Source organism: Mycobacterium sp. TKK-01-0059, from assembly GCF_000709305.1.
GTDB lineage: Bacteria > Actinomycetota > Actinomycetes > Mycobacteriales > Mycobacteriaceae > Mycobacterium > Mycobacterium intracellulare.
On sequence record NZ_KL446993.1, the window covers coordinates 3,791,837 to 3,805,693 of the forward strand.

6 protein-coding genes are annotated in these 13,857 nt (G+C 67.7%); 3 read left to right on the forward strand and 3 right to left on the reverse strand.

Going from position 1 to position 13,857, the window contains the following annotated elements; genetic code table 11:
- The first annotated feature begins 125 nt into the window (after positions 1-125).
- A complete protein-coding gene (locus K883_RS17935; RefSeq protein ID WP_036455108.1) occupies positions 126-1,010 on the forward strand; it encodes a TPM domain-containing protein in 885 nt (294 codons plus the stop codon).
- On the opposite strand, the gene K883_RS17940 is transcribed toward K883_RS17935, so the two are convergent.
- The 3 genes from K883_RS17940 to K883_RS17950 are packed head-to-tail and all read right to left on the reverse strand — an operon-like array spanning position 1,007 to position 10,753.
- On the reverse strand, positions 1,007-2,608 hold the full coding sequence (locus tag K883_RS17940; protein ID WP_036455109.1) for a bifunctional aminoglycoside phosphotransferase/ATP-binding protein: 1,602 nt from the start codon (positions 2,606-2,608) through the stop codon (positions 1,007-1,009). The genes K883_RS17935 and K883_RS17940 overlap by 4 nt on opposite strands.
- 46 nt (positions 2,609-2,654) lie before the next feature.
- Positions 2,655-3,353, reverse strand: coding sequence for a Type 1 glutamine amidotransferase-like domain-containing protein (locus K883_RS17945; RefSeq protein WP_036455110.1), 699 nt, complete (start codon positions 3,351-3,353; stop codon positions 2,655-2,657).
- Positions 3,350-10,753, reverse strand: coding sequence for a BTAD domain-containing putative transcriptional regulator (locus tag K883_RS17950; protein ID WP_036455111.1), 7,404 nt, complete (start codon positions 10,751-10,753; stop codon positions 3,350-3,352). Before K883_RS17950 ends, K883_RS17945 begins: the two co-directional genes overlap by 4 nt.
- 206 nt (positions 10,754-10,959) lie before the next feature.
- On the opposite strand from K883_RS17950, the gene K883_RS17955 reads away from it, so the two are divergent.
- Together K883_RS17955 and K883_RS17960 are read left to right on the forward strand one after the other, a co-directional pair.
- Positions 10,960-13,530, forward strand: a complete 2,571-nt coding sequence (locus tag K883_RS17955) for a SpoIIE family protein phosphatase (protein WP_036455112.1) — start codon at positions 10,960-10,962, stop codon at positions 13,528-13,530.
- Entirely contained in the window at positions 13,530-13,847 is a 318-nt protein-coding gene (locus K883_RS17960; RefSeq protein ID WP_014941710.1) for an STAS domain-containing protein, read from the forward strand. The genes K883_RS17955 and K883_RS17960 overlap by 1 nt, the downstream gene beginning before the upstream one ends.
- Positions 13,848-13,857 lie beyond the last annotated feature (10 nt).

The following is a 13,857-nucleotide window of genomic DNA, read 5'->3' on the forward strand; positions in this document are numbered from 1 at the left end:
CGTGGCGAGCGGGCGTCTCGGGCGGATTCTGCTGGTCGTCGACGTGCGCAAAGCGATTCGCGCCCCGTTGGTCGCGGATGCGGCGCCCTCCTGACCCAACGCGAAGGGGCGGCTAAGTTACCTGTATGCGGGTTATTCGCCTGTTCGGTTCCGTCCTGACGATCCTCACCGCGGGCTTGCTGCTGGCAAGCCCCGGCGCCGCGCAGCCGCCGTCGAAGCTCACGGACCACATCACCGACACCACCGGGGTCTTGACCGATCCGGGTCGCGCGACGGTCAGCGCGGCGATCGACCGGCTGTATCGCGATCGGCATATTCAGCTATGGGTCGTCTACGTCGACAACTTCTCCCGGTTCAAGCCCGACAACTGGGCCGACAAAACCCGCGCCGCCAGCGGGCTGGGCGGCCAGGATGCGCTGCTGGCCATCGCCACGAACACCAAGGCGTACTCGTTCACCGTGCCGCCGCAGGTGCAGGGGCCGACCGCTGCCGGGCTGGATAGCCTGCGGCGCAACCAAATTGAACCCGTGCTGGGCGCCAAGGACTGGAGCGGAGCGGCGGTCGCCGCGGCCGACGGGTTGGACAAATTGGCGAGTTCGGCCAGGCCGGCGAGCTCGTCGAAGCCGATCTGGCCGCTGGTCGCGATCGGCGTCATCGTCGCCGTGGTTCTGCTGTTGCTGTTCGTGCTCTATCGCGCGCGTCGGCGCCGGCGCGCGCCGGGCAGCGTTGCGGGGCACGGTGAATCGTTGCCGCAGGCGCTGTCCACCGCGGATGCGCGGTTGCGCCAAATCTCTGACTACGTGTCCCGGCATCGCGACACCGTCGGCGCCGACGCCCAGGCCCGGCTCGACGAGGCCCAGCGGCATTTGGCGGCGGCGCGCGGCAAGGAATCCACTAACGACGCCGAGGCGATCGCGCACGCCAACAGGGCATCGACCCTGGCCGCTCAGGCCCAGACGCTGGCCAACGCCGACGTGCTAGGACGGCACGGCGCGCGACGGCGCCGTTAGCGGTAGGAAGCGCGCAGCAGCGCCAGCGCCTGCTCGACGGTCTCCTCGCTGTCGCGCGTCGCATCGACCCGCAGAACGGACGGTTGCTCGTCGGGGGCCGTGAATGCGGCGCGCAGCTCGGGCCACAGCTCGATTCGCGCATCCGAGACCACGCCCTTCTGCGTGGCGCGCCGCTCGAGTCGCGCGATCAGGGTGGCGTCGTCGGCGTCGCACAGCACGACGCGGAGGTCGGCGCCGAGGCGGTGCGCCAGTTGACGCATCTGGGCGCGCTCGCGCGGATTGCCGAACGTCGCGTCGACGGCCACGCCCCGGCCGCGACGCAACCAGCGCGCGGCGTCGCGGCGCAGGGCGGCATAGGTGCTGCGGGTCATCGCGGGATCGTAGAGCCCCGAACCGAATTCGTCGCTGCCGCGCCGGGTGGGTTCGATGCCCGCCATCCGCTTGCGCGCCACGTCCGACGAGAGATGCACCAGCCCGAGTCGGCCGGCGAGCGCGCGCGCCAGCGTGGTCTTGCCGCTCGCCGGCAGACCCATGGTGACCACCATCGGCGGACGGGGCAGCCCACCCGCATGCGCCCACGCCAGGTCGAAGTACGCCCGCGACTCGGCGACGAGCTGAGCGGTTTCACCGCCGGACGCCTGTTCCGTCTGGGCCAGGCGCAGGCTGCGGACCTTGCCGCGAACGTAGGCCCGGTAGCAGGCGTAGAAGTCGAGCAGGTCGAGCAGACCGTCGTCGCCGCTGGCGCGCACGTAGGAATCAACGAACCCCCAGGCCAGGTCCGCGCGCCCGTGGTATTCGAGATCCATTGCCAGAAAGGCGACTTCGGAAGCGAGGTCGGCGCAGCGATAGCGCGGCGCGAATTGCAGGCTGTCGAACAGCAGAATTTGGCCGTCGTCGATGCAGATGCTGGCGGCATGCAGGTCGCCATGGCCATCGCGCACGTGTCCGTCGGCCACGCGTCGCTCGAGCGCCGGCGCCCGAGTTCGCAGGAATTCGTCGACGTAGCGTCGGATGTGGTCGTTGACGTCGCTTGAGATGGTCCGGCCGACGAACGGTGAAATCTGATCGAAGTTCTCCTGCCAGTTCGCGGCCACGCTGGACGGGCTGCCGTACGCATCGATGTCGGGGCCGGTTTCGGTCCTGCCGTGAAGCTTGGCCAGGGTGCGGCCGATTCGTCGCGCGAGACGAAGGTCGACCTCGCCGCGCGTGAGCTTGGCCGGCAGCATGCCCTTCTCCGGTAGGCGCCGCATCCACACCGCCGGCTCGCCCGACCCGGACTCGCCGCCGATGCGGTAGTGGCCGTCCTGCTCGGTGACTTCGACGACGCCCAAGTACATCTGGGGACTGAACCGCCGATTGAGGCGCAGCTCCTCGTCGCAGTCGGCGCGACGCCGCTCGACGGAGGTGAAGTCGAGGAACCCGAGGTCCACCGGCTTCTTGAGCTTGTAGGCATAGGGGCCGGCGAGCAGGACCCACGAGCTGTGCGTCTCGTGAAGACGCACGTCGTGGGCCGGCGGGTCGTACGCATCGGGCCGTAGCAAGTCGGCGACGATGCGCGGGTGGCCGTCGGGTCCGGTCGGGTCGAAGGCGTGTGTCATGCTTCCGCCGACGATTACAGGTGGGCTGGGTGGCCGTCAAGGAACGTCAGGTTCCCGTCGGTCGCGACAGTGAGTGCGTGACGGCGGTGCCGTCGTAAGCGACTATGTGCGCGGGATGGCGCACGGGCTCGATGCTGGCGTCCGCGTGGACGACGACTCCGCCGCCCGTGGGGATGCCGAGCCCGGTCGCATCTCCGTGCAGCGATTGGATTGTCCGCGTCAGCCGGGCCCACCCGCCGCGTTCGTCGTGCACGTCGATCACCATCGGGACGAGGCCGAAAACGTCGAGCAGTTCGGTGCCGTGGGACTGGGGCGTCTCGACGATTCCGTAGCGTCCGAGCTGGATCGCGCCCGCCGAAATACCAACCAGAACAGCGCCTTTGCCGTAGCGGTCGAGGATCGTCTCCTGCATGCCGGTTTCCTCGAAGGTGTTCCAGCCCAGACGGACATCGCCGCCCGCGAGGACGATCACTTGAGCGCCCTCGAGGAAGGCGCGGTCGACCCGGTCGAACGACGAGTGGATCATGCGACGATCGGTGATCCCGACGGCGTCCATGGCCGCCTCGAAGATTTCGTAGAATTCCGGCCGGTCCCCGTTGGAGGCCCCGAGGTAGGCGGCGCTCAACGGCTCGTCTCGATGCAATTGGTCGAGCGCCGCTTCTAGTAGCAGGCGACCGTCGCGCTTCCAGAACAGCAGCTGACTATCCGCCAGCAGATAGAGCGGTTGGCGTTGTGGCGCTGTCACTTCGGCTGTTCTTTGCCGGTAAGCTGATCGAAGAGCGCAAGGGCCACCTCGAGATCTGACTCCTCGAAGACTTCGACGCGGCTAAGCAGGTTTCCCTCCACCACGATCACGTAGGTCAACCGCAATTCCGCGTCAAATCCCTCTTGCGAGGTCAATTTCAGCACTTGAGTAGTGACGGTTCCGTATTCGGTGAGCTGATGCACGGCTTCGATGTAGGCGCTGGTATCCGAAGTGAGGTCCCACAGGGCACCCACGGATGTGGCCAGATCAACCCCCTCGATCGATACGAGCGATCGATGATCGATGTAAACCGGATCCGGCGTCGTCGCGGGAAGCTCGTGACGATTGAATTTGGCGTTAGCCCTTGAAGTCACCGACCAAGTGTGCGCGTACGCGGCAGCTTCGCCGGCGAGGTAGCGCGCATCGAGTTCCTCGAAGGCAGCATCGATATCGTCGGCGTCGAAAAAAACGTGGGCGGCGATCCGCCCGTCGGTGTCAATTTCGGCGATTCCCAGCAGCTCTACCGCGAATCCCTCCCGCCGGGAGTCGGGATTGATCGAGCGGACGCGGGCGAGCGAGAGGCGCTTTCCACGAGTCGCGATCACCGTCAAGGACACCTGCGCGAGGCCCTCGGCGAGTGCTCGCATATTTGCCATCACGGCATCGCGACCGTCCCAGAAGCCGACATTCACCACTCGACGTCGATCGTCGACAAAACTGTCCGGGGCCAAGATTTCGGCTATCGCCGCCCAATCGTGGGTGCTCGAGCGGTCAAAGAGCCGGTGTTCTGCGCGGCTTGCCGCGTTCTCCAGCCTCCGCGTCTGGCCGTGCAGCTCATCGAACCTCGCGAGCGCGGCGTCGAGGTCGGACTCGTCGAATAGCTCACAGCGATTGATCCGATCGCCTTCGAAAGTCATCACGTCGATTACCTGCCACTCGGCGTCGAACCCCTCGCGCGAAGTCCCAGCCGCGACATGAGTGATCACCGCGCCTAGGTTGCTCAGGCGGTGCACGGCGGCAACGTAGAGGTAGGACTGCGGCGAAAGTTCCCATGCGACAGAGAGATATGCCGCCAGATCACCCGTGCCGACCGGCACGAGTCGTCGGTGATCGATGTTTACCCAATCAGATGTCGTCGCCGGGATTTTCCGCTGGTTCAGCGCCACAAAGGCTTTCGTCACCACCGTCCAGGTGTGGGAGTGGGTGGAGGCCTCCCCGGCGAGGTACCGCGCATCGAGTTCGGCGATGGCCGCGTCGAGTTCGTCCGCCTCGAATACGACGTAACCCGCAACTCGGTTGTTGTCGTTGATCTCGACAACGGCGAACGCCGCAGCGGAATACGCCGTAGAGGCCTTGTCGTGGTTTGTGAAGGCGTTGCGAAAAAGCGCGAGGCGTTCTCCGCGGATAGCGACGGTCGACGCCACGTGAGTGCTCCAGACTTCACTAGTAGCACGCCAATTCGCCAGTTCAGCATCGCGACCACGCCGGACCCCGGCATTTACGACTCGACGACGGTCGTCTGAGAAAACGTCCTCGGCGAGCAATTCTGCCATTGCTTTCCAGTCGCGGACCGCATAGTGCGCTAGGAATTTCTCGGCCACTCGGGCAGCCGCATTCACGAGCTCGGTTGTCGGCCGGCTGAGTTCTTCGAACCTCGCATTCGCGGCGTCGAGGTCGGACTCGTCGAAGACCTCGACGCGGCGGTAGAGATCGCCGTCGGTTACGCCAACGACGACTGTCCGCCACTCGGCATCAAAGCCCTCCTGCGAAGTGCCGCGCGCAGTATGGGTCATGACCGCTCCCAGTTCATTCAGCCGATGCACCGCTTCGACGTAGACTTTGACGTCTGGCGTGAGGTCCCACAGGGCGGGAAGGTATCCCTTCAGGTCCTCCCGTTCGGTCGTTAAGGCCGCTCGATGGTCCACGAACACCGAATCCGGTGTCATGCCGGGAACTTCGTTCCTGTTGGCGGCGGCATAGCCTCGCGTGATGACCTGCCACGCGCGCGCGTAAGGAGCGGGTTCTCCGGCGAGATAGCGAGCGTCGAGTTCGGCTATCGCGACGTCAAAGTCGTCGACTTCGAAGAAGACGACTGCGGCGATTCTCTCGTCAGAGTCGATCTCGAGCACTCCGAGTACCTCGTTGAGAAATGTGTCGGGTCCTTGATCGCGCCCCGAGAAGCGGAGACGCATGAGGGCAAGGCGCCTCCCGCGAGTCGCTATGGTCGTCGGCATCACCTCCGTGGTCCACAGGTCGGCAACTGTCCGCATATGCGCGATCTGGGCGTCTCGACCATGCTGGATTCCAGCGCCTACCACACGACGTCGATCATCGTTGGAAAAGTCTTCGGAAAGCGTCTCCGCCATAGCGTCCCAGTCGTGAGCCGCGAATTGCGCTAGGTAACGCTCGCCCGCGCGGCTCGCCGCGTTTTCCAACCTTGTGGCAGGCCGCCCGAGCTCCTCGAATCTCGCGAGCGCGGTGTCGAGGTCTCCCTCGCCAAATAGCTCGCAGCGGTTGAGCAGGTCGCCTTCGATCGTGAGAAGGAAGACTTCCCGCCACTCGGCGTCGAAGCCCTCTTGGAAGTTTCCGTTCGTCACGTGGGCGACGACCGCGCCGATGTTGTTTAGCCGATGTACAGCCTCGATGTAGGTGCTGCCGTCTTGTCCGAGATCCCAGGCAGCGCGGACATATGCGATCAGGTCACCAGGCGCGAACGCCGTCCCCCGTCGGTGGTCGATGCTTGCGAAATCCGGTGTCGTGGCGGGGACTTCGCGTCGGTTGAGCGCCGCGTAGGCCTCCGCGATTACCTCCCATGTGTGCGTCTGGGCGGCCGCCTCGCCGGCGAGATATCGAGCGTCGAGTTCGCCTATGGCACTGTCGAAGTCGTCCAGGTCGTAGACGACGATCGACGAGATTCGCTCGTCGGCGTCGATCTCGACGAGATTGAAGGCATCGTTTTGAATCGTCTCCGGGTCGCGACCGGACGCACGCACCCGTGTGAGGGCGAGGCGCTCACCGCGGATCGCTACGACGTCGGCCATCCCTATCGTGAACCCGAGGTCGGCGGCCACCTGCAGATCCTCGATCACGGATTCTCGGCTACCTCGGTCCCCGGCATTCACGACCCGTCGATGATCGGCGCCGGATAAGTCTTCGGAGACGGTGGCTGCCAGGGCGTTCCAATCGCGGGCGGCGAAGTACGACCAGAAGCGTTCGTACACGCGGGTTGCCGAGTTCTTCAGACTTCGCAGGTTCGGTCCCTCTGCTCCGAACCGAACGGCATCGAGTTCGGCGAGTGCGGCGTCCACGTCTTCGAGGTCGAACCACACTTGCAGGGAGATCTGGCCGTCTTCATCAATGCCATAAAGCAGGAGGAATTCGTCCTGCGGCGCCCCGGGGCCGACGTCCTCCGCGCCTACCACCAATCGGGCGAGCGCTAGACGCTCGCCTCGCACGGCGATAACCGTTTGGGTGAGCCGCATAGGAACTGTCTCCAAAACACGCCTGTTCACACGTGGAAACTCGCCCGGTGGGACGTCGACCTGTCCAAAGCCGACAATCTTGCGGCGGCTCTCGATAAATCCATCTGGCGCGAATAGCCGCTCAAACTCGTCCCAGGCCTCACGATTTATGGCGGCCACCACGTTTTCGCCCGCTCGCACGCATGCGTTGTCTAATTCGGCCCTTGGCCCCTCTGATGGAGGCGGGGTGGGTGCAACGGCAGTCTCGCCGAGGATCACGCGCGCCCTCTCCGCAAGCGCCACGGCGCCTTTGCGTTCGTACAGCTCGACCGCTTGTTCGGCGGCCTCGCGCGCCGCCACGACGTCGCCGGCGCCCCCCAAAACCGTTGCCAACGTCAGGCAGGCGTCGCCGTGGTCAACCAGCGCGTCTGTGCGTTCCGCCAAAGTGACAGCCGCCTCGGCAACCTGCCTAGCCGCAGCGTGATCGTTGTCCCGCGCCAGCAAATGCGCGCGAAGCGTCCGCCACGCGATCGACGCCTTCAGCGCGTGCCCGGCGAGACGCTCGCTCTCCGAACACAATTCGTCCGCCTCGTCATCGCACCCGAGCGCAAGGCATGCGCGGCCCAACAACGCGGCGGTCTCGGCGGTGTCCGCATCCAGGCCCATGCGACGAAAGCCGTTGCAGGCCTTCCGCAGATGCGGCTCGGCGGCGGCCGGATCGTCGACGATGAGCTCGACGATCCCGGCGAACTGCTCAACTTCCAATAGCGCATGACGCAAGCCGAGCTCGCTCACCGTGCGCCGGGCCGAGTCGATCATCCGACGCGCCGCGGCCGCGCGGCCCCGAAAGGCCTCCAACACGGCCTGGCATCGTGTCGAGGTGGCCTCGACGGCGGGGGAGTCGGTCGTGATCCGCAGCAGCCGCACCACGTCCAGGCACCGCCCGCCCGCACGGGGCACCGGGTTGGGGCCCCACAGCGCCGCGAGGGGAGCACCCGCCAAAACCGCGTTCACGCGGCGGTGTTCGCGCGCGCGACGCGCCGCGTTCAGCGCGTCGTCGAGGGCGCCCTCGCAGTCGGCGATCCGCCCGAGACGGGCGAGGCACCCAGCGCGGACGGTGTGCGCCGTGGCTTCTCCGGCGGCGTCGTCTTGTTCGGCGAGTTTGGTGGCAGCCGCGGCCAACGCGCCTTCGACCTCGTCCAACCGCTCGGGGTGGATCAGCATCGAGAGCTGCCCGTCGAAGCAGGTTGCCCACGCCGCAAGCCGGGCCGAATCGACTGTCGCCGCCCGTAATTGGGAGACAGCGCCCGCGGCCGACGTCACGTCACCGGCGGCCAACAAGGCCTCGCAACGCGCGACCAACAGCTCGGCGGCCTGATCGTCGCGATCGGGCAGCTCATCATCGAGCTCTTCCAGCGCGTGCAGCGCGTGGCGGTACAGGTCGGCAGCACCCTCGTAGGCCAGTCGTGTCATCGCTTGGTCCGCCGCGCGCCGGCAGTACAAGACTGCCTTGGCCGCGTTTCCCGCCCAAGCGCACTCGAAATAATGATGCGCCAACTCGGCCAACAATTCGTCGTCGGCGCCCGGCATCGTCTCCAGTGTCGTCGCAATGCGCTGGTGCAGCCGCATGCGCCGCACGGACGCCAGCTCGGCCAGCAGCGACTGCCGGACCAGGGCGTGGTTGAACCGGTAGTTGCCGCCCGGTTCTTCGATGACGATGCCGGCGTTGCGTGCTTCATCGAACGCGTCGATGAGGTCGTTGCCGACCACCTGCTCCACCAGTTCAAGGGAGAACCGGCTGCCGACGACAGCGGCCGCGGCGAGCGCCTTGTTGGTCTCGACGGGCAGCCGAGAAAGCCTGCGGCTCACGGCTTCTCGTACGCCCTGAGGAAGGGTGCTCTGGTCCCACACGCCGCCGCTCTCGTCGACGTGGCGCAGGGCCTCGATGAGAAAGAAAGGGTTACCGCCGGTGACCGACGCCAGCGCGTGCGCGAGTTCGTCGTCGTCGTAGCCGGCTTCGGTGACGTAAGTGGTCACGTCGTCCTCGTCGAGGCCGCCGAGGTTAAGCCGGTTGGCCGTGCCGTCGCGATGCAGGTCGACGAGCATCGCCGCCAGGGGGTGGGAGCGGTCGAGGTCGGTGCTGCGGTAGGTGCCGACGATCTGCACGCGGGCGTGGTCGCCGAAGCGCAGCAGGTGCCGCAGCAGGAGCAGCGTCGGCTTGGCCGCCCAGTGCAGGTCATCGAGGATCAAGAGCACCGGTGCGCTCGCGGAGGCGATTTCGAGCAGGGCAACGACGGCATCGAAAAGTGCGTACCGCTCGGTGTCGGGATCCGCGTGCGCCGGGGGAGCGAGGTCTGGCACCACATCGGCCAGCGCGGGCACGAGCGCCAGCAACGCCTCGACGCCACGCAGTCCCCGCAGCCGCTCAGCGCCCATACACGGCACGAGCGCACGCAGCGCTTCCGCGAACGGTTGATAGGGCGCTCCGAGGTCCTCGTCGCACCGGCCGTACAGCACGACCGCGCCCATTTCATGGGCCCGCTGCGACCACTCACCGGCAAGGCGGGTCTTGCCCACGCCGGGTTCGCCGGCGATCAGCACCGTGCGCACGCCCCCCGTCAGTGCGCTCTGCCACGCCGACAGCAGACCTTCGAGTTCGCGGCCGCGCCCGACGAACGGCCCGGGACCGACGAGCACCGCGGGCAGTGCGGGGCGCAACATCGGCGTTTCGGCCGCCGGCGACTGCGGACGCCGTTCAGCGGTTTCCAGTCGCAGCTCGAAAACGTGCTCGGGCCGCGCGAGATTCCGCAACTGCCGCATCCCCAGGTCGGTGAGCACCACGTCGTCGGCGAGCGAGTCGATGACGAGCTCGGCGGTCGCGCCCGAGCACAGGATCTGGCCCCCCTCGGCCAGCGACCGCAGCCGCGCGACGCGGTTGACGGCCCGGCCGAAGTAGTCGCCGTCGCGAAGCTCGACCTCGCCGGTATGCAGCGCCACCCGGACGCGGATGGGGTGCCGCAGCCCCCAGGGTTCATGAGCGATCGCGTCCTGCAACTCGACCGCGGCCGAGGCGGCCGCGGACGGCCGTTCGAAGACCGAGAAGGTTGCATCGCCCTCGCCGCGCGTCTTGATCAGCCGACCGCCACGCGACGTGACCACGTGTTCGATCAGCTCGTCGTGGCGGGCGAGGGCCACCGCCATGGCCCCGGCTTCGGCCTCCCAGGCGGCCGTCGACCCCTCGATATCGGTGAGTAGGAACGTCACCGCGCGGGTCACCGACGGAACATGTTGTGCCACAGCAATGTCCAGCGAGGAGTCCTGCGCGACGATCGCGGCCTCGAGCCGGCGAAGTTCCGGTCCGGGATCGACCCCCAGCTCGTCGGCCAGCAGCCGCCGCGCTCGTTGGTACGCGCCGAGGGCTTCGCCTTGCCGGCCGGCGCGGTAGAGGGCGAGCATCAGCTGGCCCCACCGTCTTTCGCGCAGCGGAGCGTCGGCAACCGCGGCCTCGAGATCGCCGATGACTTCCGCGGCGCGGCCCGTCGCCAGCAACGCGTCGGCTCGATCCTCCACCAGCGCGGCGTGGCCCTCCATCCACCGCGTTTTCTCGGACGTGCCGCGCCGGCCATCGGGAAGTTCGGGGATTCCGCGCCATAGCGCGAGGGCCTCGTCGAACCGGGCCACCGCTTGGCCGGTGTCGCCCGCGGCGGCGGCCGCGCGTCCCAGTCGGGCGGCCGTCTTGTACCGCGAGGCATCGACCTCGCTGTCGGCGAGGACCCAACCCGCCCCTTGCGTCAGGACGAAGCCGTCACCGAGCGTGCGGCGCAGCGAGGAGATGTGGGTCTGCAGGGCTTTGTCGGCGGTGCGCGGCGGGTCCTCGCCCCACAGCAACTCGACGAGCGTGTCGGCCGGCACAACGGAACCGTCGTGCAGTCCGAGCATGGTGAGGATGGCGCGAGGTTTCGCGCCCGGGATACCGACGGCCGCTCCGCCTCGCCGGACCTGGAGAGGGCCTAAAACCCCCAGTTCCACCGCTAAAAGGGTACTCACCTCGCCTATCGTCGGCGGGGCAATTCAATACCCGGTCAAGATTCAGTAAAGGCCGCAGCGCCCGCGCGCCGGCAACACCACGCACTACCTTGGTGCCTATGGACAGCGACCGGGATGACTCCGCCTTCACCTGGCAGGGCCGGCGCGAACTGGTGGGCCAGATGCACGACCAGCTCGATGAGCTGGTCGCGGCGCGCGACCAGATGGAACAACTGGTGCGGGTCATCGTCGAGCTCGGCTCCGATCTGGACCTGGACGTGACGCTGCACCGCGTCCTCAAAGCGGCGATGGAACTGACCGGCGCCCGCTACGCCGCCCTGGGCATCCGCGCCCCCGACGGCAGCCTCGTGTCCTTCGTGCACGCGGGCATCGACGGCGACGCGGCGCGACGGCTCGGCGACCTCCCGGTCGGCGAAGGGCTGCGCGTCGACGATCTGAGCGCCGATCCGCAGACCGCCGGGCTGCCCACGCAGGACCCACCGTTGCGGGCGTTCCTGGGAATCCCGATCACCGTGCGGGCGGCCAACTTCGGCAACCTCTACCTGGCCGACGACCGGCCCGGGCGCGTCTTCACCGACTCGCAGGAGGGTGCCGTACGAGCGATGGCCACGGCGGCCGCCGCCGCCATCGACAACGCACGACTCTTCGAGCGCGAGCGTGAAACGGCGAAATGGACGACGGCCAGCCGCGAGATCACGACCGCGCTGCTGTCCGGCGACCCGCAGACGGGGCCGCTGCAGCTCATCGTGAACCGGGCGCTGGAGTTGGCCGGCGCCGAGCAGGCGATCTTGCTGGTGCCCCGGGAGCCGGACTCGCCCGCCGACGAGGCCGACACCCTGGTCGTGGCCGCGACGGCGGGCCGCTATTCGTCGGAAGTGATCGGTCGGCAGGTCCCGATGGAGCGCTCGACCACGGGCGGTGTGGCGCGACGCGGTCTGCCGCTGATCACCGATTCCTTCCAATACCCGATCGAGGGCTTCACCGATGTCGGTGAACGCCCGGCGATCGTCATCCCGCTCATCGCGGACGGCGCGGTGCTCGGTGTCATCGCCGTCGCGCGCGACCCGCGCCAGCCCCCGTTCGGCAACGACTACCTCGACCTCGTCAGCGACTTCGCCCGGCATGCCGCGATCGCGTTGGCGCTGGCGGCGGGCCGCGAACACGCGCTCAATCAGGAACTGGCCCAAGCCGATACGGTCGAGGAAGCGGTCCACACCGCCGCCGAAGAACTGCGCCGGCTGTGGCGGGCGCGCCGGGTCCTGGCCGTCACCTTTCCGACGTACGGCTCGTCTGCGGAGACGGCCTTCGGCGCGCCACACGTGGTGTCGGTGGGCGAGCCGGCGCAGTGGGCCGACCTGCCGTCCCACACGCAAGAGGCGCTCAGCTCGTTGCGGGACGGCGACTTACTCACCCCGACGACGACGCAGCCGGGGACGGCGGGCATTGCGCTGCAGCACCCCGAGGGCGTGCTCGTCGTCTGGATCGACCTGGCCGAGCAACGCCCGTTCACCCTGGAGGACCAGACCTTGCTCACCGTGCTGTCCGGCCGCCTCGGTCAGGGTCTGCAACGGGTGCACCAAGTCGACCAGCAGCGCGAAACCGCTCTGGCCCTGCAGCACGCGATCCTCGGCCCGGCCGATCTGCCCACCGGATTCGCGGTGCGCTACCAGGCCGCCACAAGGCCGTTGCAAGTGGGCGGCGATTGGTACGACATCGTCGACCTCGAGGACGGGCGCATCGCGTTGGTTGTCGGCGACTGTGTCGGCCATGGCCTCGCCGCCGCCGCGGTGATGGGTCAGGTGCGCAGCGCCTGTCGTGCGCTGTTGTTCGAAAACCCAAGCCCCGCTGCAGCTCTCGCGGGGTTGGATCGCTTCGCCGCGCGGCTGCCCGGCGCGCAATGCACCACCGCGGTGTGCGCGGTCCTGACCCCCGACACCGGTGAACTGGTCTACTCCAGCGCCGGGCACCCGCCGCCCATCCTGGTGCACGGCGACGGCAGCACCCAGTTGCTCGACGACGGCCACACCATTGCTTTGGGAATACGGGGGGACTGGTCGCGCCCGGAGGCCCGCGTGACCATACCGGCGCGCACGACCCTGCTGCTCTACACCGACGGGCTGGTCGAGCGTCGCCGCAGTCCGCTGGATCGGGGCATCTTTCGCGTCGCCGACGTCGCGCAGGACGCCCGAACGCTGGGACTGGAAGATCTGGCCAACCAGGTCATGACCCGCGTCGCGCCGCCGGGCGGGTACCAGGACGACGTCGTCCTGTTGCTCTACCGTCATCCGGCGCCGTTGGAGCTGAACTTCCCCGCCGATGTCAGCCAGCTCGCGCCCACCCGCAACGCCTTGCGTAAGTGGTTGGCCCGCGTCCGGGTGGGCCCCGAGGAGGCCTTGAACGTGCTGGTTGCCGCCGGGGAAGCGGTCGCCAACGCGATCGAGCACGGCCACCGGCACAGACCGGATGGCCTCATTCGGCTCGGCGCGGTCGCGGTGGGCGATGAGGTGAAGTTGACGATCACGGACACCGGTTCGTGGAAGGCTCCGCAGCCGGCCTCCCATCATCGTCGCGGCCGGGGCATCCCGCTGATGCGAAGCCTGATGCACGACGTCGACATCCGACCGGCGCACGACGGAACCACCGTTCACCTATCGGCGCGGATCACCTGATGACCACGCCGCTAACGCTCGACACCGCGCGCGGGCGCGACGGGAAACTCGTGCTGGTCGCATCGGGGGAAATCGACCTGACCAATGTCGACGCCTTCACCCTGGCCCTGTCCACCGCCGCCACCGGCAGCGACGGGGCGGTGCTTGTCGATCTCAGCGCCGTGGAGTACCTCGACAGCGCCGCCATCAATGCCCTGGCCGCCCACGCCGACCGCATTGAGCTGGTCGCGCACCCGATCCTGATGCCCGTCCTCAAGGTCAGCGGCCTGACCGAGCTCACCGCCATCGTCACCGCGCCGCCGACCGAGAAGCGCTAACACTTTCTCG

What these genes read in the sequence shown, in the direction of transcription:
- K883_RS17935 (WP_036455108.1), top strand. Translation starts at nt 126, where the DNA reads ATGCGGGTTATTCGCCTGTTCGGTTCCGTCCTGACGATCCTCACCGCG.
- K883_RS17940 (WP_036455109.1), bottom strand. Translation starts at nt 2,608, where the DNA reads ATGACACACGCCTTCGACCCGACCGGACCCGACGGCCACCCGCGCATC.
- K883_RS17950 (WP_036455111.1), bottom strand. Translation starts at nt 10,753, where the DNA reads ATGCTCGGACTGCACGACGGTTCCGTTGTGCCGGCCGACACGCTCGTC.
- K883_RS17955 (WP_036455112.1), top strand. Translation starts at nt 10,960, where the DNA reads ATGGACAGCGACCGGGATGACTCCGCCTTCACCTGGCAGGGCCGGCGC.
- K883_RS17960 (WP_014941710.1), top strand. Translation starts at nt 13,530, where the DNA reads ATGACCACGCCGCTAACGCTCGACACCGCGCGCGGGCGCGACGGGAAA.